Source organism: Leptospira meyeri (genome assembly GCF_004368965.1).
Classification (GTDB): domain Bacteria; phylum Spirochaetota; class Leptospiria; order Leptospirales; family Leptospiraceae; genus Leptospira_A; species Leptospira_A meyeri.
The window spans coordinates 1,670,197-1,694,075 of record NZ_SORO01000001.1 but is presented as its reverse complement, the minus strand read 5'-3'; the positions used below and the strand labels follow the sequence as shown (position 1 = coordinate 1,694,075).

Below are 23,879 nucleotides of genomic sequence, written 5' to 3'. Positions count from 1 at the left end.
AAAGTCTGTTTATTTTTGAATTATTGCGGAACTATATTTGGTGCATTACATTTGATGGTACCGCGAATGATCACGGCCTTTGCATCTGTACTTGTGTTTTGCACTAAACAAGTTTTGTTATCTGAAGTAAAACATTGTGTTGTGGATGTTCCTGAAGTACAATTCACGCTATCCAACGTATTACAAGAAAGAAGGACATTCGAAGATGTAGCAGTGCTGCTATAAGTTCCATTGAGTGTGAGTTCTAAGTTAAAGAAAGAAATCTGTTGGGCACTTTGCAAAGCGGTGTCAATGTTGATCCCTTGGTTGAACCATTCCACTGTCCCTTGTGTTCCTTGGACCGTTTTTCCAAAGGCTCCACCGGCAAGAACAAAACCTTGTTGCGGGTCGATCTTACCTTGGATCTGAGTGCTATCGTAAGTAAAACGTAAGTTAAGTGTTTCTTTTGTTTTGAAAATCAACTGAGAAATTACCGTAAAGCGGGTGTTATTTGTTGTTGATGTAGACCCGGTGGAACCTGTCGTAGTTCCCGTTCCTGTTGTCGTAGTAGTAGTAGCTGGAGTGGCTTGTCCACAACTGGTAGTGATATCACTATCCACTTCCCCCAAAAAGTAGAGGCCAGGTTCTCCATCGGCGAGCATTGACAATTCCGCTTTGTTTTCGTTTTTAAGACCACAAGCCGCAAAAACGGAGGAAAGAACCAAAAGGGTAACAATCGATCGAAACATACCATCCAATCGTCACAGGAATTCATTCCCTGGTCAAGAGGATTCAGAATTTCCTTGGGAAATTTAGGCGAATTTGCAATCTTGCCCTATGGGGTCAAATTTCGGTCTAAAGGGCGTGTTTTCTATCCAGGGACCGCGATCGATTTATGTCTATTCGCTTCTCATCGGACTGCTTTCTGGATTTGGTGCTTATGGATTCAACTGGGCACTGACTTGGACGGAGTCATTTACTTTCGGCAATTTGATGGGTTATGATCCAGGGATTCCAGCCGGCGATTTACATTTCCATTCCATCGGAGACGTGGGTCCAATTTCTCCTCTTTGGGTTGTTTTTTTACCTGCCATTGGTGGCCTTCTTGTTGGCATCATCACAAGCTTTTTTTGTTCAGAAGCCCAAGGTGGGGGGACTGATTCTCTTATTTATGCATTTCATTTTAATGAAGGAAAAATCCAAACCAAAGTTCCATTTTATAAAGCGATAGCCACTATACTTACGTTAGGTTCTGGTGGGTCGGGAGGAAAGGAAGGGCCAACAGCACAAATTGGGGCAGGGTTTGGTTCTAGTTTGGCGGGGTTCTTAGGGGCCGGAGCCAGAGCCCGAAGGACTTTGATGTTAGCGGGAACGGCGGGTGGACTTGGAGCCATTTTTCGCGCACCACTTGGAGGAGCCATCACTGCTGTAGAGATGGTTTACCAAGAAGATATCGAAAGTGATTCTCTTGTTCCTTGTATTTTATCTTCTGTAACCGCTTATTTAACGTATACAAGCATCGCAGGGAGCGGTTCAATATTTTCTGTACAAGAGTATAGTCTCAACGATTACAGACACATTCCGCTGTATGTTTTACTTGGGCTTCTATGTTATGTGGTTGGGTATTTTTTTGTCAAAGTATATCATTTTGTTCAGGATATCTTTTCCAAACTTCCACTACCCAACTTCTTGAAACCAGCGTTTGGTGGTCTGATTGTTGGTTGTATTGCTTTATTGTTTCCAGAAGTTTTGGGTTCTGGGTTTGGACTCATCCAAAGAATGATCAATGGAGAAGTGCTAGAATCTACGAGTTTTGCTTTTTCTGGTCCTTTTTTCCTTTTGGCAGTAGCTTTATTTAAAGTGTTTTCTACATCACTGACTGTTGGTTCTGGAAGTTCAGGTGGGTTACTCGGTCCTTCTTTCGCCATCGGTGGTATGTTAGGTGCTTTTGTTGGTTCCATGGCTCAAGTTGTATTTCCAGAATTAGGTATTGTTATTTTTCCTTTTCTTTTAGTGGGTATGGGATCTTTTTTTGCCGGAGTGGCAAGGGCTCCCATTGCAGGAATGGTAATGGTTTGTGATATGATCGGAAGTTATGAACTTTTACCACCACTCATGATTGTTTCTGTCATTGCGGTTGTACTCTCTCATAAATTTTCTATTTATAGAAACCAAATCAAAAATAGATTTTTGTCTCCTTCACATCATTGGGATATGAATCAGGACATTATGGATCGGATTCGTATCACGGATCATTTTTCTGAATTTAGAAAATATGCTATGGTTTCAGAACATCTTTCTTTGACTGAATTACAGTCCAATGCGCCAGGAATCCAGGCAAGTGATTTCATTCTAATTGGGGCCGGGGAAGAATACAAAGGGATCGTGTCCCTTCGGAAAAATAGAATCCTTCCAGAATTTGAAGCCGATTTAAAAAACTTGATTACTTGCGGAGAAATTGTGCAAGATGTCCCTTCTGTTTGCACAAACGATACTTTAGGAAAAGCATTACGTATTCTCTTAGAATATGATGTCGACAAACTTGCAATTGTTGAAGATGGTAAATGTTTGGGTTATTTGCGTTATATTGATTTATTTAATGCGTACCAAAATGAAGTGAAAAATAAGCAGCGTAAGTCAGTATGAGTTTTTCCAGTCATTTTATGAAATTTCAATTCAGTTTTATTGATTCAATGCATTCTCGCTTTTTATTTATCCTTTTACTTGGATCAATCTCACTTTTCTTTAATTGTTTTGGATCTAAACAAATCATTGAGAAAAAACCAGATTCTCATATCAAACCAATTGTCATCCCACCTCAATATTTAAAACCCATCATTGGTCGGGTGGAATGGGTTGAATTCCCCAATTGGAAACTTAAACTTCGGGCAAGAATTGATACAGGTGCTAAATCCTGTTCCATCCATGCTGTCAATATTGAAAGGCTCACTGAGAATGGTGAAGAGTTTGTTGTTTTTGAAACATTTGTGGATGAAAAACCAGTTAAGTTAAAAAGTCGATTTGTAAAAGAAGCAAAAGTTTCCAGTACTTCCGGAGTTTCTGAAAAACGGATTATGATTCGTGAAGTTATGAAGATGGGAAAAATTAAAGAAGAAGTCATCATCAATTTGAACGATAGAACTAATTTGAATTATCCCATTCTCATAGGTCGAAATTATTTAATGGGTAAGTTTTTAGTTGATGTATCTTTGTCTCACGCATTAGGAGATTAATTTGGATCGCAAAACTTTAATTACTGTATCGATACTGATCATTTTACCCATTGTATCGATTCTTTATAAACTAAAGGTTGCCGATCTTTCGCTTTTACCAATGGAAGTTGATGACACAGTCAATTTGCAAGTAGTAATTCTTCCAAAAGAAAATGTTGCCGTTTCTGAAGTGAACTTTCCTGTCCCAAAACAATTCATTCAATCTAAAGTCTTAAAATCCAATATGAAAATAGAGGATTTAGATTTTAGAATGCAAAAAAGACAGTATGGTCATTTGGGCATTTGGGAAGGAGAAGATTGGAATTCGCCGATTGGTTATTATGCAAAAATAAAAATTTTACCTTACACACATTCTCATCCTGAACCAGAAATTCCTCAGCCAACAGGAAAACAAAGTGCAAAGGAACCATATTACCTTTCTCTCAAAAATTTTTCCCCAGAAGAGATGCAGTTAGCAAAAAAACTCTTTGAACAGATTCATCCTTACGACAAAGACAACGTTGCTGCTGCTAAACAGATTTTTTATTTTATTTCAGAAGAAGTTTTGAATACAACCAAAGATATTTCTCTTTCGGATACAATTCGTTTGCACAATGGAAGTGCTTATACTCAGGCGATTCTATTTTCCCTACTTTGTAGAATACGTGGTATCCAAGCAAGGACAGTAGCTGGTTTTGATTTGTCCAAACAGAACACAAAGGATAACAAAACAAAACTTAGTTTTTGGAACGAAATTCGAATTCATGGAAAGTGGTATTTTGTATCAACCTACAAAAATATTTTTGCCAGCACTGTCAATGGGTATCTACCACTCTGGAAATCTGTTGAAGAAAGAAGGTCTCTTGGTGAAGATCCAGCTACCTTTCGTTATACGGCTTATATCACAAAATCAAATGTTAATCGATATAATTTTAAAGAATATAGTGATGAAATTGCTTCGAGTAATCGTTTTTTACGTTATTATTCATTGTATAGTTTGCCTACACCATTGCAGAACTTGTTCAGGCTTGTGATTTTGATTCCCATTGGAGCTTTGGTTTTGTCAGTGGCAAGAAATATGATTGGAATTCCCACTTTTGGAATTTTTACTCCGATCTTACTTGCGATGTTTTTTTATGAAACAAATCTCCTCTTTGGGATTTGTTTTTTTCTTTTGATCATTGGGCTTGGGTTTTTTGAAAGGTATGCTTTGGATAAATACTATTTACTGGCTGTCCCAAGACTTTCGATTCTACTCACAATCACCGTCATTACCTTAATTTTGTTTTCGGTTCTTAATGAAGAGATTTCTTTTTTTAACCAAATGAGTGTCACTTTGTTTCCGATTGTCATTACCACAATATTTGTGGAACGATTTTCTATTATGATCATTGAAGAAGGGGTTTTGCATACCTTTGTGACTTTAGCGGGAACTTTACTCATCGCACTCATCAGTTATATGATTTTCTTTTTTGGTTCTTTACAAATTCTCTTTTTTACACATCCCGAATTGTTGTTTATTGTCATTGCGATTCAAATCCTTTTGGGTCAATACAAAGGTTATCGAGTTTCAGAGCTTTTTCGATTTAAGGAAATATTTAAATCGTGATCTCTATTTTCAAAAAATTTGAAGAAGAGGGAATCCTTGGAATTAATCGCAGGATTGGCGAATACATTTTACCCTACAATCCAAGAGAATATTATCCTTTAGTGGATGATAAATGGAAAACGGCGGAACTGGCAAGACAGTTCCATGTTCCTATGCCTCATCATTATGGATTGGTGGATGCTTTTGGTGGGATTCGAGGCATTCAGGAACTCATTCAGGGAAGGCCTGGATTTGTCGTTAAACCAGCTAACGGTGGTATGGGGAACGGAATCCTCGTGATTACTGGTGAATCAGAAACTCCCAATGGTTCTAGTCTTTATCACAAAGTAGATGGGAAAAAAATCTCAGAAAAAGAACTTCACCATCATATATCAGGAATTTTGTCCGGACTTTATTCTTTGGATGGAAATTCAGATTCTTGCGTGTTACAAGAGAGGTTGGAATGCCATTCGTTCTTTCGTGAGATTTCCTTTCGCGGAATACCAGACATTCGTGTGATTGTATTTTTAGGTTACCCTGTGATGGCGATGTTGCGTTTGCCAACGAAAGAGTCAGGTGGAAGGGCTAATCTCCACCAAGGGGCTTTGGGTGTAGGTGTAAACCTAAAAACAGGAACACTCACGCATTCGGTATGTAATGATAAAATCATTCATTTACATCCAGACACAAAACAAACATTAACTGGAAGGGTGATCCCTCATTGGGAAACTATTTTAGAAATGGCCTCACGTTGTTACGATATGTCCGGTTTAGGATATTTGGGTGTGGATATTGTGCTCGATGAATTACGTGGCCCACTCCTCTTGGAAATGAACGCAAGACCAGGTCTTGGAATTCAGATAGCGAACCGGATGGGACTGCGAGATCGATTGAGTTTGGTGGAGAAGGTTCGGAATTCGGCGGATGGCCCTAAGACTCGAGTCCACCGAATGCTGCAAGAATTGTAAAAAGAAAAACGTTGATCTAAGCGTTTTGTTTTGCTGCAACAAATACAGTGCGATTGAGAAAAGCCATCGATCCAAATAGGATTCCAGAATACACTAAATCACCAGCCATTGAGTTTTGGAAAAAAGGGATAGCCAGTGTAAAACAAGTCGCAAGTCCAGAAGCATCTAAAGTATACATGCCACTCGTTGCCCAAACTGCCAAGTTGGTAAGAACAAAGAAAACAACCGATCCAACCACAGTGAACCCGAAGGATTTTGTAAGAGAAGAACCAATTTGTTTTCCAAAGAGGACCGCAAGGATCATAAATCCGTAAACCACAGGCATTAGGTCATGAAACCCGATGAAATAATCGGAAACGAACATCGCTAAGATAGGAACAAAAAGAGCAAGTCGTCTGTCTGTCAAATAAGCACCCGAAAACAAAGAAACGGCCAAAATGGGCGTAAAATTCGGTGGGTGAGGTAGGATACGGCTGATGACAGTAGCGATCACCATAAGGATGGCAACGGAGACACGAGATTGGAACATAGGGATAGACTCGTAAAGGGGGGGGGCTTTCGCAAGATAAAATTTCCGTTTGCTTCCCGTGAGGTTTCGGAAAAATACAATCAGTGAACCCTCCTAATTTCGATTCACCCTTTGAAAATCTACTGGCTCTTACAGCAGATTTACGCAGTCCCGAAGGTTGTCCCTGGGACAAAGAACAGACGCATCTTTCCGTCATTCCCCATTTACTTGAAGAAACCTACGAAGTGGTGGATACGATTGAAAGAGGTGACGATAGCCACTTAAAAGAAGAGTTGGGAGACCTCCTTTTTCAGATTACCTTTCATAGCCAATTAGCCAAGGAAAGGGGAGCCTTCGGATTCCAAGACGTTGCCAATGACGTATTTCAAAAATTAGTATTTCGTCATCCTCATGTGTATGGGAATACGGAAGGAATCCATTCAGGAGATCAAGTTCTCGCACAATGGGACAAACTCAAACAAAAAGAAAAAGAGAAAAAGGGAAATATTGATTCCGATAAAAGTATCCTTGCGGGGATTCCAAAGGCTCTCCCTGCCATCCAGCGTTCTGAAAAAATCCAAAGCAAAGTCACCAAACAAGGATTTGATTGGCCTACAGTTTCAGGGGTGTTTGAAAAGTTCCAAGAAGAAATAAAAGAACTGGATGTGGAACTCCAAACCAAAGGGTCTCTTAGTTCTAAAAAATTACCTTATGATGAACGTGTCGAAGATGAGTTAGGTGACCTTTTCTTTTTATTAGTGAACTTATCTCGTAAACTATCCATTGACCCAGAAACCTGCCTTCGTCGGGCCAATGAAAAATTCGAAACCAGGTTTCGTATCGTAGAAGATTTGGTATCACAAACGGGAAAAACTTTGAAAGATCATTCCCTCGAGGAACTTGATTTGTTTTGGAACCAATCAAAGTTGCAACTGAAAGATAAAGTTTCAAATCATAAAAAATCTGACGGTGATGTCACAAATCTATCTGACCAAAATCAGAATCGGTAAATAAAAAAATATGAACCCTCTTGATTTAAATGACTTACCTTTTTTAAAAGAAGAGTCCCTTCGTGTGTATCGTTGGTTACTTGTAGAATATCCAGAAATAGAAAAACAAGAGAACCTAAACCAAGGTGTGATAAACTCTGAGTCCTCAAAAAAGAAAAATTCTAAAGACATAAACCAGTTGGAAATAGGTGAAACCATCGAATTTCCCATCCGTTGGATTATGGAACAAAAAGGGCAAAGGTTTGAGTGGGTGGTTTCGGACATGGGTTCCGTAACACTTAGGTTAGGTGATGAGGAAGGGAAACGAAGAAACCCTGCACCTATTTTTTATTTGAGTTTACGAAAATTAGAGGGAAATGTATGCCATTGGACTGATCCAGAAGGAAATCCGGTTCCTTTTCCCGATCCATCCATTTTGATGGAAATCCAAAATCGGATTCAATTGTATGTGGATTCGATTTCTTGAATGAGATAGGAAGTATGTATAGACAAATCAATAGTTTGAACAAGTTAAATTTCAATAAAGTAATTTTGTTTATCACTTTCATAGTTATCTTAAATCCTAAGGCCACATATTCATCAAATGCTAAAAGCGATTGTGAAAAATTTCACCTAGGTAAATTTGTATATACTAGTAGCTTTGGTGAAGTGATTATTGAAAGGAATGGATCATACGAAATTATTTACAGAGTGTATCCTCATTCATATATAAAATCATCTATTATATGGGTTTCTCCTTGCATCGCCCAGGGAATCGCAGTTGAAATCACTAGTGACATATTTTCAGATGAATACAGAGAAAAACGCATAAATAAACGGAGCAAATTATTCATAACCGAAACTTTTTCTGATGGTTATTCATACAAATTAATAGAGGAGAATAGTTCTAAAACAGTTTACGGTAAAGTGAAATTTTACAAAGGATCTTTGCCAACCAATTGACGGTACTGACTTAGTTGAATTTAAATTGATTGGTTTTGTTTGCGGTGTTGGTAGAAATATTGGCAGCGTTTTTTTATTCAATCACAGCCTACTTTCGTAAGATGTGATTGAAATCAGGATTCGATTTAAGATTCTTTAGTTTCAATTCCTACTTTTTTTTCGATGTTTTCTATGCGTTTGAGCCATTTGTTCAAGTTCACAATGTTTTTGATATTCACACGATACTTTTGAAATTCAGGGAAGGTGAGTCCTAAGTCCCAACCCACATACACATCTTTTGTTTTTGGCGATGTACGTAGACTGGATCCACCAGCAATGATGGTTCCATCTACAAGTGTTAAATGGTCGCTAATCGCGCAAGCCCCGCCAATGATCACATGGTTTCCAAGTGTCACACTCCCTGCAAGACCAGACTGTCCAGCAATGATGACATGATCTCCCACTTTACAGTTATGGGCAATGTGAACCATATTATCAAATTTACATCCATTCCCAATGGTTGTATCTGTAAGAGCCCCTCGGTCGATGGTGCAGTTACTTCCTACTTCCACATCGTCACCAATGACAACACGGCCCACTTGTGGGATTTTGTTGTGTTTGCCATCAGCAAAAACAAATCCAAATCCATCACCACCAAAACTGGAATTTCCAAATACAATAAAACGTTTTCCGATGATGGTATCATCAAAGAACACGCAGTTTTTTCCAATTCTTGCTCCATCACCAATATGGACGTTGTCTCCAATTTTGACTCCATCTTCAATAATACAGTCGTTTCCAATGATCGAGTTTTTGCCAATGGTTACAAAATGTCCGATATCGGTATTGGATCCAATTTTTGCAGTCGGGTCGATGGCAACTTGTTTGCTGTGTTTTCCTGAAGGTTGTTTTTCTGGAAAGAAGTGCCGAATGATTTTTGCAGTTGCGAGTTCCACTTTAGGAACTATGATCAACGCTTTATCTGAAAGGGAATCAACGATATCAGAAGATACAATGAGTACGGGAGCTTTGGAAGTTTTGGCATCATTGACAAATGTTTTGGAAGCTACAAATGAAATATCGTTTGTAGTGGCTAATGAAAGAGAAGTAAGTCCTGTAAAAGAAAGTGAAAGAATACTTTCTGTATTTTGAAACTTTGCTTCTGGAAGTAATGACTGGAGAGCAGATAGAGTGAGTTGGTTCATCTCCGATTCCTTATCGATGGTTTAAGACAAGGAATCAGAGAGGTCAAAGTTTGGCTAACACTATTAGATAGTCTTAGTCACGATTTTTCTATTATCCTTCGATTTTATGAGCGATGATATCATCCAATGAAAACGAACCAGCACCTTTAATGATCAGAGGAATTGCCAAACCAAAAGTTAAAAGTTGGTATTCGTATCCACCTTTATCAGCAAAGAATCCGTTTGGTAAATGAACAAGCACTGCCGCTACAAGCATAGTTGCAAAAATTCCAAAAGCTGCCACTCTTGTGAAAAGCCCTACGATAAGACCAATCGCACCAAAAAATTCAGCGATGATGGCAAGAAGAGCAAAGAAGTAAGGAATGCCCAGTGTTCCTGTAAAGAAACCCATTGTTCCTTCGAATCCGTATCCACCGAATGCCCCTAGAACTTTTTGAGCTCCGTGGGGAAGGATCACCAGACCGAGTGTGACGCGGAGGATAGTGAGTGTAATGTCTTTGTTTGTTGCGAGTAGTTTATAAAACATAGAGAACCTCTTATTGCTAAATAGTTTAATATCAAACTATTTGATGCTGATGGAACCCGTCAATCCTATTTTTAAAAAATTTTACGGTTTTTCATATACGAGAAAGATTTCGTTTCCTTTGGCAAAATGGTCTTTTAGGGTCCAACGGTTCTGGTCAAATCCGGGGAGTTCGGAGTTGCGGTCTGCGATTCCGGGAAGTCCTGTTTTTCCAATCACAAATGGCACAATGGTCAGATAAATCCGATCCACAAGGTCAGCTTCCAAAAAGGAAAAATTGAGTTTGGGCCCACCTTCCAAGAGGACGTTTTTATACCCTTTGCGTTTGAGGATTCCTGTGACTTTTTTGGGTTCAATGTCATCAGAATCTAGGGCGAAGATTTCGGCTTTGTTCTCAAGGCTTGTTTTGATTTCTTTTAGGTTGGATTTGGTACAAATGATTAAAGGGATATGATCTGATTCTTCAAAGACATGTTTGTCTGGAGGGAGTGTCCCTTTGCGGACCAAAATGACTGGTCTTGGGTTCAAAGCATTGGGAATCGCACGGATTTTCACGATGGGATTGTCGTTCAGGATCGAGTTTTTTCCTACAAGGATAGCATCGGACTGGGAACGATAGACATCCATTTGCGTTTTGTCTTCACTGGATGTGAGGCCATACCAACGGCCATCTGGTCGAACGACCTTTCCGTCCAAGGTCATGGCCATATTGATCGATAATTTCATGAAATTTTCCTCCGTGAGAGATTCTGCAATTCGCGCTGGAGGATGTGGTACACCTGCATGGAGCAGGTTCCGCAGCCGGTAGAGGCCCTTGTGGTTTCTCTGATTTGTTCCATGGTCACGGCACCCGCATGGATGGCACGGACTAATTCATCTTCTGTCACCATCCGGCATAAGCAGACCCGTTTGGGCCTCATAAGGGAATTTAAATCGAACGGATCCATTGAACTATTCATTTGACAGATTTAGGAAAGGGAGGGAAACTCTTTAATTACTTTCAACCAAGGAAAATTCTAACACCCTCTATGTCCCAAGACAAAAACCCGGAAGCCAAAAAGAAAAAAAACCGCGAAATTTTTGGATGGTGTATGTTCGATTTTGCGAACTCCTCCTACACCACAGTCATCATCAGTGTTGTATACTGTGAGATTTTCACAAGACTCGTCGTCCCCGCCGACATGGGATCGGACAATCCGTACCGAATGGGAAATTCCCTTTGGGCTTGGGCACTTGCTGCCTCGTATTTATTTGTGGTAGCTACAGGACCCATCTTCGGTGCCATCACGGACTACAGTTCTAAGAAAAAATTATTTCTTTTCCTTAGTTACCTAGGTTGTGTGGGAGCTACTTTTTTACTCTATTATGTGGAACCGGGGATGGTATGGCTCGGAATGGTGCTTGTTGCCTTTTCTAACTTTTTCTTTGCCTCTGGAGAAAACTTTGCCTCTAGCTTTTTACCCTTCCTTGGATCAAAGGAAGACTTAGGTAAAATCTCAGGTTATGCTTGGGGAATTGGTTATTTCGGTGGAATTGGATCAGTTGCTCTTGCCACAACACTTGGAGACTACACCTTAGACAATTTCCAAAACTTGAAGTTAGTTGGTCCGTATACTGCAATTTTCTTTTTGATTGCAGCGATTCCCACTTTCCTTTTCTTAAAAGAACCACATTTACCTTTGGGTGTTTCTCATCATGTAAATTATTTTAAGATTGGGAAGGATCGTGTGGTCCAAACCTTAAAAGACGCAAGCCACTTCAAAGATTTAATGGTATATTTGGTTTCCTTATTCTTTACGATGGCGGCTCTTGCGATTGTCATTTCTTTTGCTTTTATTTATGGATCACAAGAAATCCATATCGAAGCAGAACACAAACAGGCTATGTTTATTTTTATCCAAATCTTTGCGGCAGTGGGTGCACTCGCTTTTGGCGTCATCCAAGATAGTATTGGTGCTAAAAAAACTTTTAATCTAACGCTTGTTCTCTGGCTTGTGACTTGTGGTTTAATCTATTTTGTACATGATCTTACAAATTTTGCGAATGTTAGTCTTGGCAAAACTTGGACTGTCCAGTGGGTTTTTGTTTTTATTTCTTCCTTGGCTGGAATGGGGCTTGGTTCCACCCAATCGGCTTCAAGAGCCCTCGTTGGTATCTTTAGTCCTGAATCCAAATCAGGGGAATTTTTTGGAATGTGGGGACTTTCTGGAAAAATTGCTGCAGCAGCGGGACTTTTTCTTTTTGGATATATCCAAACACTCGTAACCCTTCGCAATGCTTTCCTTGTGGTAGCTTTCTTTTATTTTCTATCACTACTCATTAACTTATTTGTGAATGAAGAAAGAGGAGTGGAAGCGGCAAATCGTTTCCAAGAAAAAACATGATTATAGAAGACGAGGACGATTTCGAATTACACCAGAGTCAAAGAAATTTGGCTTTGGCAACCATCGACGAACTAATGCTAACTAAGATGGATCTTTTGGATGCAGAAAAGAAGGTGCCTCGTTTTATTAACAATGCCCTGTCGTATTTAAAGAGGAAGTATGTGACAGAGGAGCAAACCATTTCTCAGCTCCTCATCAGTCGAAGAGAAAAACAACAAACCTGAAATTTAGGTTTGTTGTTTTAAATTTTTTAATTCGTATTGTAATCCAAAATTTTAGTAATCATTTGTTTTTGATCCAACTCAATGTTTCTGAGTTTGAATGCCGTTTGTTTGGAAATTTTTCGTAACATCTTTTTATAAGATCTCATGATATGTTTTTGTTTGTCATAAGGAAGTGGATCTTTTTCATCATTTAAAACCATAGCAATGTCCGGTTCAGCAGGTTGTACCGGATCATTTGGCCAAATGGTATCGGATGTAAGAGATCTGTAGTATTCCAAACGAATGTCTGAGTTTGTATCTAACTTTGCCTCTCCCTTTTCATCTTTCTCTGGACTTTCTGATCTTGGGGATGGATTTACGAGGCGTCGCATTTCTTTTACATGGATGGTTCCATCTGCATTCACACGGCGAAATGTTAAAATAATTTTGTCCAAATCGCTGAAATCTTCTTTAGGGTAGATGTAAGCAATCCCATCATATAAAAAAACTGTCGGATAATCAATGTAAGACTGCCCTTGCGGAAGTTTGATTTCCAGATATGGTTTTCCATCTTTGTCTTTTTTATAAAGTTCTTTGTGTTCTTCGGGTGTTTGCGCCAAATACTGGGCTGCTGTTTTATCCACACCTAACTCTTGGAGTTTTTTCATCTTTTTTAAGTTCCCGATGATACTTGCATGGAGAGTATCAATTTCGTTATCCCCAAACCCGTTTTTTCTTTGGAGATCAATTTGTTTTTGGGTCTCACGTTCCTTTAAGGTAGCAGAAGCTGGTTTTTCAGCAGAAAGGGCCGAAATCCCAAGTAAGAAAGCGAGAGCAATGGAGAATCGTAGAATCATGACGTACCTCAGGATATTCTGTCTTTTATAGTATCGAATCCTACCTTGTCGATTCTTGAATGAACCGGATCAGATTTTTCTTGCAGAAAAAAATCGCACTAAGGACTGGAAAAGGTCCTGTTCCGCTTCCTTGGCTTTGGGAATGAGCCCTGTCAATTGGATGTATCCGTGGACAAGGGAAGGAAAAAGCCTTTCTTCCACCTTCACTCCTGCCATTTGGAGGTGTTTGGCGTAAGTTTCCCCTTCCTCCCGGAGAGGGTCGTAACCCGCAACTCCAATGTAAGTAGGTGGAAGGCCTTTTAATTCTTTTGGGTCGGCCAAAACTGGGGAATTATTGTGCAAAAGTCGATCTTTAGGATTCGGAAGGTAGTTCTGGATGAACCATCTCATCAGAGACCTTGTGAGGACATACCCTTCACCGAAGAGCTCATAGGTTTCGGATTCTTTTGTTGTATCAAGCATTGGGTACAAGAGTGCTTGGAAAACAGGAACAGGGATTTTGTCTTTTTTGGCACGAAGGCAAAGAGAAGTGGCAAGAAGTGCTCCCGCACTATCTCCACAAACGGCAATTGCGTTTGGTGATCCTCCAAACAGATAAACAGTATTGCGAACATATTGATAGGCAAGCCATACGTCATCATGAGCAGCAGGGTATGGGTGTTCTGGTGCTAAACGATAATCAACGGCAATCACAATACTTTTTGTATAATGAGACATTCTTCGGCAAAAATTATCATGTGTTTCTAAATTTCCGATGGTGAGTCCGCCACCATGAAAGAAGAGTATGGTGGGAAGATTCCTTTTTTGTGGGTTTGCGTTGTAGACTCGGATGGGAATGAAAGAGGCACTAGGAGTAGGAATGAGTTTGTCTTCGATATGAGCGATGGGAAATTCTGGCTCATCAAAGATCCGCATTTGATCGCGGTAGTGTCTACGTGCTTTTTCTGGACTCATTTGTTCCATTTTGGGTAGGAACTTCGCAATGTTACATGCTAAAGCACAATGTGGATCCAATTGGTTGGTTTCTGGTTGGCCTGTCTTTCGAACCAAAGTGGAAATCCAATGTTCTGGTAACGAAAAGACAAGTTGTGCGACTGATTTTTTGATACCTAACATTAAATAACCGATAATCTTTCTTGTAACATTCTATAGATTAAAAACAAACCATAACTATCAAGTTTGCAATAAGCTATCAAATCCTCCAGAACACGTTTTTTTTCTTCGGCTGTCACCTGCTTTTTTATCAATCTCAAATATTGGTAATTCGCATCTTGCCCCTCTCGTATGGAAAGGCCTCCGTGACTTTCCATACTAAAACAAGGCAGTATTTCCTTTAGAGATGCTTTTCCATTTTGGCCTGGATGGTAGATCCAGAGTTTTTTGAAGGGCATTGCAAGGTCGATAAACATCGATTTGACTCTTTCCCAGAATTCTAAAAACTCTGGAAAGGCTTCTGCGGACTCCTGAATGATGAGTTTTTCAAAGAAATCGTTAAACGAGAAGATGGTGATCCCGGGAGGTAAGTCTTTTTGTAATTGGGTCATCACAGGAACGCGGGGATCTGATTCTAAATCTTCGTGTAAATAGGTTTTATGGATTAATGTATCGTTTTCTCTATCCCAAATATGTAAGGAATATAGATAGGGCACATGTTGGAAGGGTCTAGTATGTGGATACAGTGGGATATAAGGGTTGATTGATTCAAAATCTAAAAAAGCAACAGATTTTGTCACATTAGATAAGTATGTTTCGAACGAATTTCGATCAAAATATGTATTTCCCGTGATATGAGCTTGTTTTTGTATTTTTTGGATGGGAGAAAGTTCAGAATCAGGAACAGATTCGTACGAATTGTACCCTAAAGCAAACCATTGTTTTGCTAATTCGGAGCTGTCGCGAAAATCAAAGATTTCTTTTGCATTTTCTTTTCCTTTTGCACAATGGGCTGGAGACAAACATGTTTTGAGTGATCGGCAACTGGGTTTGGAATCTAAAAACGAATACCGAATGGTTTGTTCGTTTGTTCGTTCCAGTTCTTCCTGAAACTGCTTCCATTCTTCTGCTCTCGTTCCCAACTCTGATTCCATCCGCGGAGTTATGTCTTCTATGAGTAAATAGTCTTCTGGTTGGATGGGACCACCTGGGTAAATATATTTGGTTTGGATACGAATGAGTTTGTATCCCAAAATGTTTAAAGACATTCCCTCGGCCACTTGTTTGTGGAAATACAAAGACCGCATAATGTCTTGTTTGATCGAACCAATGGGGCGGAAATCCCAAAGAATCCATCCATCTCGTTCATTGTCGTATTCTAAATATTCAACTGTGGATACAAATTCCTTAAATCGAAGGTGAGCATGGAAAATAGATTTTTTTTCCAGAATCAGTTGTTCGGTTTTTTGGAAACTTTCTTCTTTCTCTAGTGTTTTATCGATAATGGTTGAATTGCCAAACTGGTCTCTACAAAGTTTAAGAAAGTCGCCCCATTCCAAATAACCGCCGTAAGATGCCGTGGAAGGTTTCGGAACAATTCCATCCTTTACAAGATGGAAAGCATTGTTGCATCTTAAGTATTGTAAATACTGAGATTTAGTGATGGGAGTCAGCTTTTGATCAAACAAACTGATACAAATCTTCCCAATGTTTAGTATAAGATTGGAAGTTTTTTTTCCAATTTTCTGAAGTAGCAACAAGAGCTTCAGGAGAAAGGATAAAAAATTGGAACAAAGCGTTTTGGTTTGTGGTCTTAACCCGGTATTCGTTCTCTATTTTCTCAAAATTTGCCCCTTCTAAAAATAACTTCCAACGATCATCATACTCGGGATGGACTTGAATGGAAATTTCTATTTCTGGGTGTTTTGAAAGTAATAAAGGATGAAAGTTTAAATCTTCCTTTGTAATTTTAAGATTGGATTGGAATTCTTCTTTAGATTCCTTTTTGACTGTAATTTTGGGAAGAATGAATCTTCGTAAGGACTTTTTTCCACGATCATAAGCAAGTAAGTAGAAGTCGGTTGTATTTTTTCGAACGAGTCGATAAGGTTCGATAGTTCTTTCTTTTTCCTCATAACCGTATTGGATAGTGAGTGCTCTTTTGTCTTTGATTGCTTGTAGGATTTTTTCTGTATGAGATGAGTCAGGAATATCATTCGTTTCTAAATTTTCTTTTGGTTGTTTTGCAAATTTAGGAATGAGATCCAGATGGTGGGAGAATAACTTTTGAGAAAGGCTGATTCCTTCTGGGCTAGGATCTGTTGCAAACAAAACCCTAGAAAGAGACTCTAACTCTTCTTTGGTGAACTTTAGTGTGCGATCAATGGATTCTTTTTCTAAATAATAAGGAAAATAGTCTTCAGATTGGTAACCAAATTGAGCAACTTTGATATTGAACCCAAGAGTTTTTAGTTGGTTTAAGTCTCTGTAAAGTTTTTTACGATCTGATTCGATATCCTCGTTTTTGTAGAACCGAGGCATGATGTTACGAAATTTTTGGAAACTGATTCCTTTGGGTTCGCGGAGTAGATTGAAGAGCAAAGCGAAGAGACGAACTTCAGTCTCATTCATTTTTTTCACTTCGATCATTGGAAAGTCTTCAAAAGAAGCCATATCTTTCCAAATTGTTTGTTTTTTTGATTCCGAAAAGTAGAAAATGAAAAAAACTGGAAAAGAATGCGAATCATCGGACTCCTCATTAGCCTCTCTTTTTTTCTACAATGTGCCACATATTGGAAAAATCGTAAAAATGATTTCCAGGACATTGTAACCGTTGGTGCTGAAACACCAATGTATGGAGCTGCAGTGAAAGTAGGACCTTTGCCCATTGGATTTGTTTTCCAAGGTGGAGAATCTGAAATGGGAAAAAAAGATTTGGGTCGTGGTCTGGGGCTTCGGGGCGGGCAATTTGGCACTTACCATTCGCAACAGCTCGTCTTTGGTATATTAGGTGGTGAAAGTTTTCATTCTGGATTGCCTCTTTTGGATGCCAAAGGGAATTGGCTTGTGGATAAAAAAGGAATCCCCTTGACGAGTGACGAACGTGCCAACTTAAAAAGTTATAAAATGCGATATTACTCTTATATTTATGACCCTGTTAAAGATCGAAAAAAAAGAAAAAAGGAACACTTCCGTCGAGAGTTAACAAAGGACATTGTTGCTGCTACTGGCCAAAAGGAATTTTTAGTGTATCTTCCGGAAGAAGATTTAAAACCGTTTGGTTACCCTCCCGGATATTCTTGGAATGTCGAGGTCACAGCTGGTGTTTATGGTGGGGCTAGGTTAGGTTTTAATGTTGCGGAAGCTTTTGATTTTTTATTAGGATTTACTACCATTGATTTGTTAGATGACGATGTGGAAGGAAAAGTCAAACCAAGTTTCCCTGGTTTTCCTTTCCCGGCTCCAACCGAAGCAGAAACAGATTCTCCATCGGAGGAATGATTCTATAGTTTAAAATCTTTTGCAGTAATTTTGTTTTTAGCATCAAATGTGAGCTTTAAAAACTTTTCTACTGTATCTGGTTTTTCTTTTAAAGTGTAGTATTGTTCTGGAACATCACGGTCTTCTGCAAAGTACCATACCATGACTGTTCCATTAGGATCGATTGATTTTTCGGTCGATTTGCCAAGAACAGCTTCTGTTTTTACCAAACCATCCCCCACTTTGATCATATCGATTTCTAATTTGCGAAGTGCTGTGTGTGGATGAACTTTACTACTTCCCGCCTGGACTTTGTTTCCCGATGTACAAGAAACCAAAAACAAAACTGAAGCGAGTGTGCTGAGTATCAAAAGTTTTTTGATCATAAACCCTTACCTTAAGATGGACTAAGGAAAGATTCTACAGGATAGGATCTGGGTTGGCAAGTGATATCTTTTCTCTTTCTTCATCGATTCGGTTCATTTTTCCCAAAATCTTTTTGAAAAATGGAATGGTTAAAAACACAAGTCCAATCTCCAAAAATCCAAAAAAGAAAGAAAGAGCAGAAAAACTATAGGCAGGAGGTAAAATTGATTCAAAGACCAATTGCATTTGTACAGAAACAATAGGTCCTAACATAAATCCAAGAGATCCCACTCCAGTAAAGGCAGACATGGTAGTGGCAGTAAGTCCTGGTTTTGACATTTTGCTTGCAAGCATCATGGAAGGTACAAACATCACGCCAGCTCCAATCCCGCAGATCAGTAAAAAGGTAAAAAGATACCAATATTCATTGGTGGTTCCTGAAAGTCCTAGAAAAATTCCATAAATCGTCGATCCGACAAGTACAAGTGGCAAAACGCCTGTTTTGCGAGAAAGTAGGGCAGATGGATAGGAAAGTAAACTCATTGGAAAAAGAACGAGTCCTAAAAATACACCGAGCATTCCGGGATGGAAGGCAAGCGTTTCCCGTAGGTGGATATTGAAGGAAGAAATAATAAAACCAACAGTAAAACGATCAATGAAGTTGAATAAAAACGGAACAAACAAAAATGGATTTTCGAAAATGGCAACTTTTAAGTCACTGAGTTTGAAATCTTTTGCTTTATGAATCCCTCTGTCCTTTAACATGAGTAGACTCATTAATCCCACAAAAATTAGGATTCCCGAACCGACGTAAAATGGCAAAAGGGGATTTTTTCTGCCGAGAATTCCAAGAGGCATTCCAAACGCACCACCAAGGGATAAAAACATTCCCGTGATGCCCATAAGAATTCCTTTGCCGTAGTAACGTTTGTTCTCTGGGTCATTCTCACGATCTGCAGCAGAACTAAGAAGAAGCCCAATGATAAAAATATGAGCGGCACCCTCAAGAAATCTTAAAAACAGAAAGAGTCCCATGTCTGTGACGATGGTGAGTAAATAAAAAAGTCCAGCGTCTAAAAAACAGAAAAAACTAATGAAATACTTTCTGTTTTTGAAACGATCTGAAATGATTCCCGCAACCGGTGCAAAAAGAAAGGAACCAAGCATGGGAATACTTGTAAAATACGCAACTTCCCAATTGGATCCGAGCAACCGATCCTTTACAACATCCTTTACTACCGGCACAATCATTGTGACCGGTAACATAGACAAAAAAACTAAAGTTACGAGTGTATACGGGAATCCCAAAAATTAACCTGCTGGTAGAAGAGTTTGGTAACGATCCATTCCGATATTTTCTTTTAGATCGGAGTCGAGTTCAATAAACAAAAACTTATTCAAATCAAAAGTGGCATTTGCTTCTGCTAATAGTTCGGCTTTTTGTGTATCGTTCAATGGGAGAGTATCCAAATTTTGACGATAGATTCCTTTGAATGCCATGAGGTCTTCGATTTCAGGAAATTCATAAAAAGCAGTTCCTTCATTTCCTTCTAGTTCAAACGTTTTTGCCACTACTTTTTTAATGGACTGGCCTCCTGAAAGATCTCCCAAGTAACGGACGTAAGCCTGTGCGACAAGAAGTTCTGGTTTGGTTTTTGCCGTATTTTTGATGTGATCAATGTAGTTTTGTGTGGCTTTGGAGATGGAACCTCGAAGTTTGGTCCCGAACTTTTTTTGGAAACTAACGATATCTTCTTTCAAAGATTTCTCCCGAAAGAGAGCAGGGAAGTAAAGTTTTGCTAAGATAGGGTTATCTTTGTTTTGACGGTAGAGGTCTTCCATCACTGCATAAACAGCGTGGAGGCTTTCCAGTTGGTAGGTATAAGTTTGGGCGTCGAGTCCGCCTCTAAAAATGGCCCGAATGTAAGGAACCTTTTCGGTTTCTTGGTGTTTATCGGCAGTACCTTCTCGTAACATCATTGCTATGGACATAATGGCTCCTAGTTGTCTATGTGAGAATGAATCTCATATATGACACTACCCTGACAATTGCGAGTACTGTCAAAGAAAATTATAGGGAATCTTCCTGGACGGGTGTTTTCCAAAATTCCAGAGGGGTATTGGCCCTTTGTTCGGGATAAAGGAAGTAGGAGAGAAAGAAGACCAAAATAGAGACAAAGATTCCAATGGAGGCGAGAACCACATCCTTTCCCACTTTTCGGAATGTGTCTAGGTAAGGAAGGTCCTTATAGGTAATGACATTCAGGATGATTTCTCTACCGGCAAGAAGGCCGAGGAAAGCCCAAGTGGTGGACATGGGGATATTGCTGATGTATTGGAAAAAGAAGAGTAAACTTCCATATACCAAATCCACTATGGTCGCTGCTTTTGCCCATTGGATGTCTGATTTTTCAGAAACCACTCGTTGGATGGTCCCTCCATTGGTGCGAATGATGATGAGTAAGGCCACAATGAGGATGAATGCTGCTGTCAAAAATTCGATGATTCCTAGTTGGCGAGGCAAAAAAACAGCAATGTTGGCTGTGTCTTGTAATAACCATGCCACCCAAAGGTACATGGTAGAAAGCCATTGTAATCTCGACCACCTACGTTCGGAAACTGGATCTGGTGTGTGGACTTCATGGTATTCGTGAGGATCTACTTTGACAAGGATCGCCCAAACCACGATGGCCACAAGAAAAGCGAGTCCATAACCAAAAAAGGATTTGGTTAACATTTGGTCTATGCTTTTACCACCAAACAAACCTAAGACGAGAAATGTTGTAGATACAGGGGCCCGGAGTCTTGTGATGACAACGAGTAATACAGGTGCTAAAAGCTGGAGGAGATTGAAGTCTTTGGTTTCGGGAATAGAATCCAATCTATGGAAATGGATTTCGCCACCGTGTAAAAACCAAGCGATCAAATGAACGAAAAATAAAAGACCACCAAAAACGAGAATCTTTTGGAGCCAGTGGACCGATTTTTTACTCTCGATAAAGGTTCCGATGGTTTGGACTGCATCGTTTCCGGCCACAGAGAACGATGCAATCGCAAAGGAAAACCATCCTAGATAATACCGAGGAAACCCCAGGAAATAACCGGCACAGATCGTAAGAACTAAAAAAAGAGTAAAAACGAAAAATCGAATTTGATCCTGTTTTGTTGGGTGCTGGTAATCTATTTCCTGGTTAAGGCTCATGCATTCATATAGTGTTTCGCATATCTCTCCGTAATTTCCTTGCGGTCGAAAAGAATAAACACATCTGTAGTACCAAAAACAGAATCCAGTGCAGGAATTCCACAGATTTTAGCACCCACCCGGAGGTATCCTTTCAAAAGTGGAGGGATATTTTTGGAGATCGATTTTGGATCTTCAACGTGAAAATTGGCATCAAACCCTGGAAGGACAAAGTCAGGGTTTGGATACACCCGAAATTCTTCCGGTGCGATGGCGTCTTTTGCTTTCAAAAATCCATAAGATTGAGAAGCAACTCCTGCATCAGTGGAATGAATGGATCCACAACCCATCAAATAACGAACGTTATGTTTGTTCATGAACTCAGCAAGACCTTGCCAAAGTAAAGAAATCACCGAACCATCACGGTAGTCAGGGTGAACACAAGAACGTCCTACTTCCGCAATTTCGTCTGGAAGGTTATAAATAGAAGTAATATCAAATTCATTTTCGCTGTAAAAACCAATTCCGTTTTTTGCATTTTGGCGTGTTAAAATCCGGTAGGTACCAACAATTTTTTTGTCGTCTGTAGACTTATCGATTACGATTAAGTGGTGGCAGTACAAATCGTACTCATCACGATCTTTTCTTGTAGCAGAAGATTGTGGCAGACCTTCTCCCATTTCTAAATTGAACACTTCATAACGGAGTGCCAGTGCTCTTTCTATTTCTAGTTGGTTTTCTGCTAAACGAACTTCTAAGATTCGTTCTGTTTTGTTAATTGTATTTGGTTTCATCGGAATGTATCCTCTTGTTTATCTAAAGGATAAGGTAAAATGTATCCGTTACGACAATGTGACAATAAGGTGAAAATCAGTTGATAGAAGTGTTTGTTCTTTTGTTACAAATTGGTGACAGTGAATTTGTTTTAAAAGTCTTTAAATATGTAACATTTATATCTAGTCGAATAAAGTTTGCTCCTGATTCAAATCCACTTCTGTTGTTTCTTCTGAAGTGAATTTGTAAAATAAGTCTGTAATGTCTTTTGGGTTCGTTACAAATGGATCAAGCCAGGGGTATTGGAATTTCGTTGGCATAACAAGAGGTTGGCGGTGTTTGTTTTCGCCATTATTATGAATTGTTTTCATTTTTTCATTTGCCATACCTGTGAGAATGGTTATCCAGCGAATCCCATTTTCTTCCCCCCATAATCCAGCAAAATAAGTATAAGGGTTTTTGAATGTAATTTCATACTTATGTTTTTTCCCAGTCCTTTGGGTTTGCCATTCAAAAAAGGAATGAACCGGAACTAAGATACGATTGTTGATAAATTGACTCCAATAGGGAGAGGATATTAATTTTTCTGATTTTGTATTGGTCAGAAAGTCTGGACACCAAGATGGTTTTACCCCCCAAGTATTAGTTGAGGAGATGATTTTGTTGTCTGAAATTTGAAAGGACTGTAATAAACTTTTGGGATGTTTGATTTCATAAAGTGGAGAAGATGTTTTTATAAATTCATTAATTGATTCTACGGATAACTTTAGATACCAATCAGTTTTTTTCTCTTCTTCTAAAATCAATCTCCAGGAAAGTAGGTTACACATAGTAAAGGAAAATCTTAATCCTAAATTGACTAATGTCAATTAGATTCATGTATAATAGAAATCAAAAAATCTGAAAGAAATTTTATCGGAATGTTCCTATCAAGAATTTGTTTGCCTTCTTGGTGGCAGATAAAATATTTTGGCAGTTGATTTTTAAAAACTTTTTTCACTTCAGAATATTTTACAATTTCATTCGAGTGTGAAGGGCTCACTTTACATTCTAAAAAAATAAATTGTTTTGGTGAGAACTGTATAAAAAGTCTATTTCTTCTCCATCTTTTGATCGCCAATGGAAAATCTGAAAACTAAATCCAAAGTTTTGGTTTAATTTATGTAATTCGGCATAAACTAAATTCTCAAACAAATGACCTTGTTGTGGAGATGTGACAATAGGTAATGGATCTGACCATCCTTGTAATCGACAAACAAACCCCGTATCTAAAAAATAAATCTTTGGAGACTTGATGAGTCGAGAAGATAAATATGAAGAAAACGGCATAACTAAAGCGATGATTCCCATTCTTTCAAGTATGGATATCCATTCCTTACTTGTTTTTGCATCGACTCCCACTTCTTTTCCAAAATTAGAGTAATCGATTAATTCTCCTACTCTTCCAGCAAGCAATTTAAGAAAAGATTAGAACTCTCGGCTTTTATGTATTCCTGCAGAGAGGACATATCTTTCTCTACATAACTACCAATGTAGTCGTTTAAATATTTTTTCTGTGTTGAATTGACTTAAAAATAGTTCCGGGTCACGATTTGCAAGTTCTCGAAATGTATGATCATCCAATGAAATTTCCTTAAAACTTGGATCAATATGAAGTAGTAAGCTAGTTTTACCACATTGCCTTGGGCCACGGATAATCTGAATGATATCCTGATTGTCTGTAATTTGTTTTGCAATATCTCCCGCAATCCACATTTGTCCAAAATGGAGTTAAATTCCGTTTTGGA

General features: G+C 39.0%; 28 protein-coding genes. 10 read left to right on the top strand and 18 right to left on the bottom strand.

Annotated features, from left to right (window positions below; genetic code table 11):
* Positions 1-20: 20 nt before the first annotated feature.
* Complete coding sequence (locus CLV96_RS07860; protein WP_004787746.1) at positions 21-728, bottom strand: LIC10920 family plasminogen-binding lipoprotein; 708 nt, start codon at positions 726-728, stop codon at positions 21-23.
* An 88-nt stretch (positions 729-816) separates the two neighbouring features.
* Between CLV96_RS07860 and CLV96_RS07855 the strand changes: the two genes are divergently transcribed.
* Genes CLV96_RS07855 through CLV96_RS07840 form a run of 4 tightly spaced genes read left to right on the top strand, consistent with a single transcriptional unit; the run spans position 817 to position 5,747 of the window.
* Positions 817-2,625: a chloride channel protein gene (locus tag CLV96_RS07855; RefSeq protein ID WP_035982933.1), complete on the top strand. Its 1,809-nt coding sequence runs from the start codon at positions 817-819 to the stop codon at positions 2,623-2,625.
* Positions 2,622-3,212 (top strand): ATP-dependent zinc protease family protein, encoded by a 591-nt coding sequence (locus CLV96_RS07850; protein WP_004785363.1) that lies wholly within the window; start codon positions 2,622-2,624, stop codon positions 3,210-3,212. The genes CLV96_RS07855 and CLV96_RS07850 overlap by 4 nt, the downstream gene beginning before the upstream one ends.
* A 1-nt stretch (position 3,213) precedes the next feature.
* A complete protein-coding gene (locus tag CLV96_RS07845) occupies positions 3,214-4,800 on the top strand; it encodes a 7TM domain-containing protein (protein WP_004787231.1) in 1,587 nt (528 codons plus the stop codon).
* A complete protein-coding gene (locus CLV96_RS07840; RefSeq protein WP_004785997.1) occupies positions 4,797-5,747 on the top strand; it encodes an alpha-L-glutamate ligase-like protein in 951 nt (316 codons plus the stop codon). The genes CLV96_RS07845 and CLV96_RS07840 overlap by 4 nt, the downstream gene beginning before the upstream one ends.
* A 16-nt stretch (positions 5,748-5,763) precedes the next feature.
* Here the strand turns inward: CLV96_RS07840 and CLV96_RS07835 are convergent, their stop codons facing one another.
* A complete protein-coding gene (locus CLV96_RS07835; RefSeq protein WP_004785591.1) occupies positions 5,764-6,276 on the bottom strand; it encodes a DUF6580 family putative transport protein in 513 nt (170 codons plus the stop codon).
* 83 nt (positions 6,277-6,359) lie between these two features.
* Here CLV96_RS07835 and mazG point away from each other — a divergent pair, with 83 nt between their 5' ends.
* The 3 genes from mazG to CLV96_RS07820 are packed head-to-tail and all read left to right on the top strand — an operon-like array spanning position 6,360 to position 8,207.
* Complete coding sequence (gene mazG / locus CLV96_RS07830; protein ID WP_004784122.1) at positions 6,360-7,265, top strand: nucleoside triphosphate pyrophosphohydrolase; 906 nt, start codon at positions 6,360-6,362, stop codon at positions 7,263-7,265.
* Between the two features lie 10 nt (positions 7,266-7,275).
* Positions 7,276-7,731, top strand: coding sequence for an LIC_13241 domain-containing protein (locus CLV96_RS07825; RefSeq protein WP_004787529.1), 456 nt, complete (start codon positions 7,276-7,278; stop codon positions 7,729-7,731).
* 14 nt (positions 7,732-7,745) lie between these two features.
* Positions 7,746-8,207, top strand: coding sequence for a hypothetical protein (locus tag CLV96_RS07820; RefSeq protein ID WP_243836436.1), 462 nt, complete (start codon positions 7,746-7,748; stop codon positions 8,205-8,207).
* Positions 8,208-8,332: 125 nt separating this feature from the next.
* Here the strand turns inward: CLV96_RS07820 and lpxD are convergent, their stop codons facing one another.
* The 4 genes from lpxD to CLV96_RS07800 form a co-directional block, all read right to left on the bottom strand.
* On the bottom strand, positions 8,333-9,391 hold the full coding sequence (gene lpxD / locus CLV96_RS07815) for a UDP-3-O-(3-hydroxymyristoyl)glucosamine N-acyltransferase (RefSeq protein WP_004786031.1): 1,059 nt from the start codon (positions 9,389-9,391) through the stop codon (positions 8,333-8,335).
* Positions 9,392-9,482: 91 nt separating this feature from the next.
* Positions 9,483-9,917 carry a DoxX family protein gene (locus tag CLV96_RS07810; RefSeq protein ID WP_004785233.1) on the bottom strand — a complete coding sequence of 145 codons (435 nt, stop codon included), beginning with the start codon at positions 9,915-9,917 and terminating at the stop codon, positions 9,483-9,485.
* A gap of 81 nt (positions 9,918-9,998) precedes the next feature.
* Complete coding sequence (locus tag CLV96_RS07805; protein WP_004786406.1) at positions 9,999-10,640, bottom strand: RibD family protein; 642 nt, start codon at positions 10,638-10,640, stop codon at positions 9,999-10,001.
* Positions 10,637-10,834 carry a (2Fe-2S)-binding protein gene (locus tag CLV96_RS07800; RefSeq protein WP_265370187.1) on the bottom strand — a complete coding sequence of 66 codons (198 nt, stop codon included), beginning with the start codon at positions 10,832-10,834 and terminating at the stop codon, positions 10,637-10,639. The genes CLV96_RS07805 and CLV96_RS07800 overlap by 4 nt, the downstream gene beginning before the upstream one ends.
* A 108-nt stretch (positions 10,835-10,942) precedes the next feature.
* On the opposite strand from CLV96_RS07800, the gene CLV96_RS07795 reads away from it, so the two are divergent.
* Both CLV96_RS07795 and CLV96_RS07790 read left to right on the top strand, forming a co-directional pair.
* Entirely contained in the window at positions 10,943-12,298 is a 1,356-nt protein-coding gene (locus CLV96_RS07795) for an MFS transporter (RefSeq protein ID WP_208325387.1), read from the top strand.
* The gene (locus CLV96_RS07790; RefSeq protein ID WP_004787397.1) at positions 12,295-12,522 is read left to right on the top strand and encodes a hypothetical protein; all 228 of its coding nucleotides are present in this window, start codon (positions 12,295-12,297) and stop codon (positions 12,520-12,522) included. Before CLV96_RS07795 ends, CLV96_RS07790 begins: the two co-directional genes overlap by 4 nt.
* A 26-nt stretch (positions 12,523-12,548) precedes the next feature.
* Here CLV96_RS07790 and CLV96_RS07785 read toward each other — a convergent pair whose 3' ends face one another.
* From CLV96_RS07785 to CLV96_RS07770, 4 genes are all read right to left on the bottom strand, one after another.
* Entirely contained in the window at positions 12,549-13,358 is an 810-nt protein-coding gene (locus CLV96_RS07785) for an LIC13212 family protein (RefSeq protein WP_004784382.1), read from the bottom strand.
* Positions 13,359-13,427: 69 nt separating this feature from the next.
* Positions 13,428-14,474, bottom strand: coding sequence for an alpha/beta hydrolase (locus CLV96_RS07780; protein WP_004785341.1), 1,047 nt, complete (start codon positions 14,472-14,474; stop codon positions 13,428-13,430).
* Positions 14,474-15,979 carry a DUF2779 domain-containing protein gene (locus CLV96_RS07775; RefSeq protein ID WP_004786285.1) on the bottom strand — a complete coding sequence of 502 codons (1,506 nt, stop codon included), beginning with the start codon at positions 15,977-15,979 and terminating at the stop codon, positions 14,474-14,476. The genes CLV96_RS07780 and CLV96_RS07775 overlap by 1 nt, the downstream gene beginning before the upstream one ends.
* Entirely contained in the window at positions 15,972-16,964 is a 993-nt protein-coding gene (locus tag CLV96_RS07770; protein WP_004787682.1) for a helix-turn-helix transcriptional regulator, read from the bottom strand. The genes CLV96_RS07775 and CLV96_RS07770 overlap by 8 nt, the downstream gene beginning before the upstream one ends.
* Before the next feature lie 63 nt (positions 16,965-17,027).
* On the opposite strand from CLV96_RS07770, the gene CLV96_RS07765 reads away from it, so the two are divergent.
* Complete coding sequence (locus CLV96_RS07765) at positions 17,028-17,792, top strand: LIC13411 family adhesin (protein WP_004786865.1); 765 nt, start codon at positions 17,028-17,030, stop codon at positions 17,790-17,792.
* A gap of 2 nt (positions 17,793-17,794) precedes the next feature.
* Here the strand turns inward: CLV96_RS07765 and CLV96_RS07760 are convergent, their stop codons facing one another.
* The 8 genes from CLV96_RS07760 to CLV96_RS07725 all read right to left on the bottom strand — a co-directional run bounded on the left by CLV96_RS07760 (position 17,795) and on the right by CLV96_RS07725 (position 23,847).
* Complete coding sequence (locus CLV96_RS07760) at positions 17,795-18,157, bottom strand: LIC13410 family lipoprotein (RefSeq protein ID WP_004787631.1); 363 nt, start codon at positions 18,155-18,157, stop codon at positions 17,795-17,797.
* Between the two features lie 34 nt (positions 18,158-18,191).
* Complete coding sequence (locus CLV96_RS07755; protein WP_004784871.1) at positions 18,192-19,445, bottom strand: MFS transporter; 1,254 nt, start codon at positions 19,443-19,445, stop codon at positions 18,192-18,194.
* Positions 19,446-19,448: 3 nt separating this feature from the next.
* Positions 19,449-20,129 carry a biliverdin-producing heme oxygenase gene (locus tag CLV96_RS07750; protein WP_004787460.1) on the bottom strand — a complete coding sequence of 227 codons (681 nt, stop codon included), beginning with the start codon at positions 20,127-20,129 and terminating at the stop codon, positions 19,449-19,451.
* 79 nt (positions 20,130-20,208) lie between these two features.
* On the bottom strand, positions 20,209-21,339 hold the full coding sequence (locus CLV96_RS07745; RefSeq protein WP_004784550.1) for a hypothetical protein: 1,131 nt from the start codon (positions 21,337-21,339) through the stop codon (positions 20,209-20,211).
* On the bottom strand, positions 21,336-22,112 hold the full coding sequence (locus CLV96_RS07740; RefSeq protein WP_004786974.1) for a GNAT family N-acetyltransferase: 777 nt from the start codon (positions 22,110-22,112) through the stop codon (positions 21,336-21,338). The genes CLV96_RS07745 and CLV96_RS07740 overlap by 4 nt, the downstream gene beginning before the upstream one ends.
* 162 nt (positions 22,113-22,274) lie before the next feature.
* Positions 22,275-22,922, bottom strand: coding sequence for an SOS response-associated peptidase family protein (locus tag CLV96_RS07735; protein WP_004787618.1), 648 nt, complete (start codon positions 22,920-22,922; stop codon positions 22,275-22,277).
* Between the two features lie 220 nt (positions 22,923-23,142).
* Complete coding sequence (locus tag CLV96_RS07730; protein WP_040917260.1) at positions 23,143-23,547, bottom strand: DUF4143 domain-containing protein; 405 nt, start codon at positions 23,545-23,547, stop codon at positions 23,143-23,145.
* 69 nt (positions 23,548-23,616) lie between these two features.
* A complete protein-coding gene (locus tag CLV96_RS07725) occupies positions 23,617-23,847 on the bottom strand; it encodes an AAA family ATPase (protein WP_004787332.1) in 231 nt (76 codons plus the stop codon).
* Between the last annotated feature and the right edge of the window lie 32 nt (positions 23,848-23,879).

Coding starts and splice junctions, on each gene's coding strand:
- CLV96_RS07785 (WP_004784382.1), bottom strand. CDS start 13,358: ATGATTCTACGATTCTCCATTGCTCTCGCTTTCTTACTTGGGATTTCG.
- CLV96_RS07850 (WP_004785363.1), top strand. CDS start 2,622: ATGAGTTTTTCCAGTCATTTTATGAAATTTCAATTCAGTTTTATTGAT.
- CLV96_RS07855 (WP_035982933.1), top strand. CDS start 817: ATGGGGTCAAATTTCGGTCTAAAGGGCGTGTTTTCTATCCAGGGACCG.
- CLV96_RS07820 (WP_243836436.1), top strand. CDS start 7,746: ATGTATAGACAAATCAATAGTTTGAACAAGTTAAATTTCAATAAAGTA.
- CLV96_RS07835 (WP_004785591.1), bottom strand. CDS start 6,276: ATGTTCCAATCTCGTGTCTCCGTTGCCATCCTTATGGTGATCGCTACT.
- CLV96_RS07860 (WP_004787746.1), bottom strand. CDS start 728: ATGTTTCGATCGATTGTTACCCTTTTGGTTCTTTCCTCCGTTTTTGCG.
- CLV96_RS07805 (WP_004786406.1), bottom strand. CDS start 10,640: ATGAAATTATCGATCAATATGGCCATGACCTTGGACGGAAAGGTCGTT.
- CLV96_RS07795 (WP_208325387.1), top strand. CDS start 10,943: ATGTCCCAAGACAAAAACCCGGAAGCCAAAAAGAAAAAAAACCGCGAA.
- CLV96_RS07745 (WP_004784550.1), bottom strand. CDS start 21,339: ATGAGCCTTAACCAGGAAATAGATTACCAGCACCCAACAAAACAGGAT.
- CLV96_RS07765 (WP_004786865.1), top strand. CDS start 17,028: ATGCGAATCATCGGACTCCTCATTAGCCTCTCTTTTTTTCTACAATGT.
- CLV96_RS07790 (WP_004787397.1), top strand. CDS start 12,295: ATGATTATAGAAGACGAGGACGATTTCGAATTACACCAGAGTCAAAGA.
- CLV96_RS07725 (WP_004787332.1), bottom strand. CDS start 23,847: ATGTGGATTGCGGGAGATATTGCAAAACAAATTACAGACAATCAGGAT.
- CLV96_RS07810 (WP_004785233.1), bottom strand. CDS start 9,917: ATGTTTTATAAACTACTCGCAACAAACAAAGACATTACACTCACTATC.
- CLV96_RS07760 (WP_004787631.1), bottom strand. CDS start 18,157: ATGATCAAAAAACTTTTGATACTCAGCACACTCGCTTCAGTTTTGTTT.
- CLV96_RS07780 (WP_004785341.1), bottom strand. CDS start 14,474: ATGTTAGGTATCAAAAAATCAGTCGCACAACTTGTCTTTTCGTTACCA.
- CLV96_RS07740 (WP_004786974.1), bottom strand. CDS start 22,112: ATGAAACCAAATACAATTAACAAAACAGAACGAATCTTAGAAGTTCGT.
- CLV96_RS07735 (WP_004787618.1), bottom strand. CDS start 22,922: ATGTGTAACCTACTTTCCTGGAGATTGATTTTAGAAGAAGAGAAAAAA.
- lpxD (WP_004786031.1), bottom strand. CDS start 9,391: ATGAACCAACTCACTCTATCTGCTCTCCAGTCATTACTTCCAGAAGCA.
- CLV96_RS07750 (WP_004787460.1), bottom strand. CDS start 20,129: ATGTCCATAGCAATGATGTTACGAGAAGGTACTGCCGATAAACACCAA.
- CLV96_RS07800 (WP_265370187.1), bottom strand. CDS start 10,834: ATGAGGCCCAAACGGGTCTGCTTATGCCGGATGGTGACAGAAGATGAA.
- CLV96_RS07825 (WP_004787529.1), top strand. CDS start 7,276: ATGAACCCTCTTGATTTAAATGACTTACCTTTTTTAAAAGAAGAGTCC.
- CLV96_RS07770 (WP_004787682.1), bottom strand. CDS start 16,964: ATGGCTTCTTTTGAAGACTTTCCAATGATCGAAGTGAAAAAAATGAAT.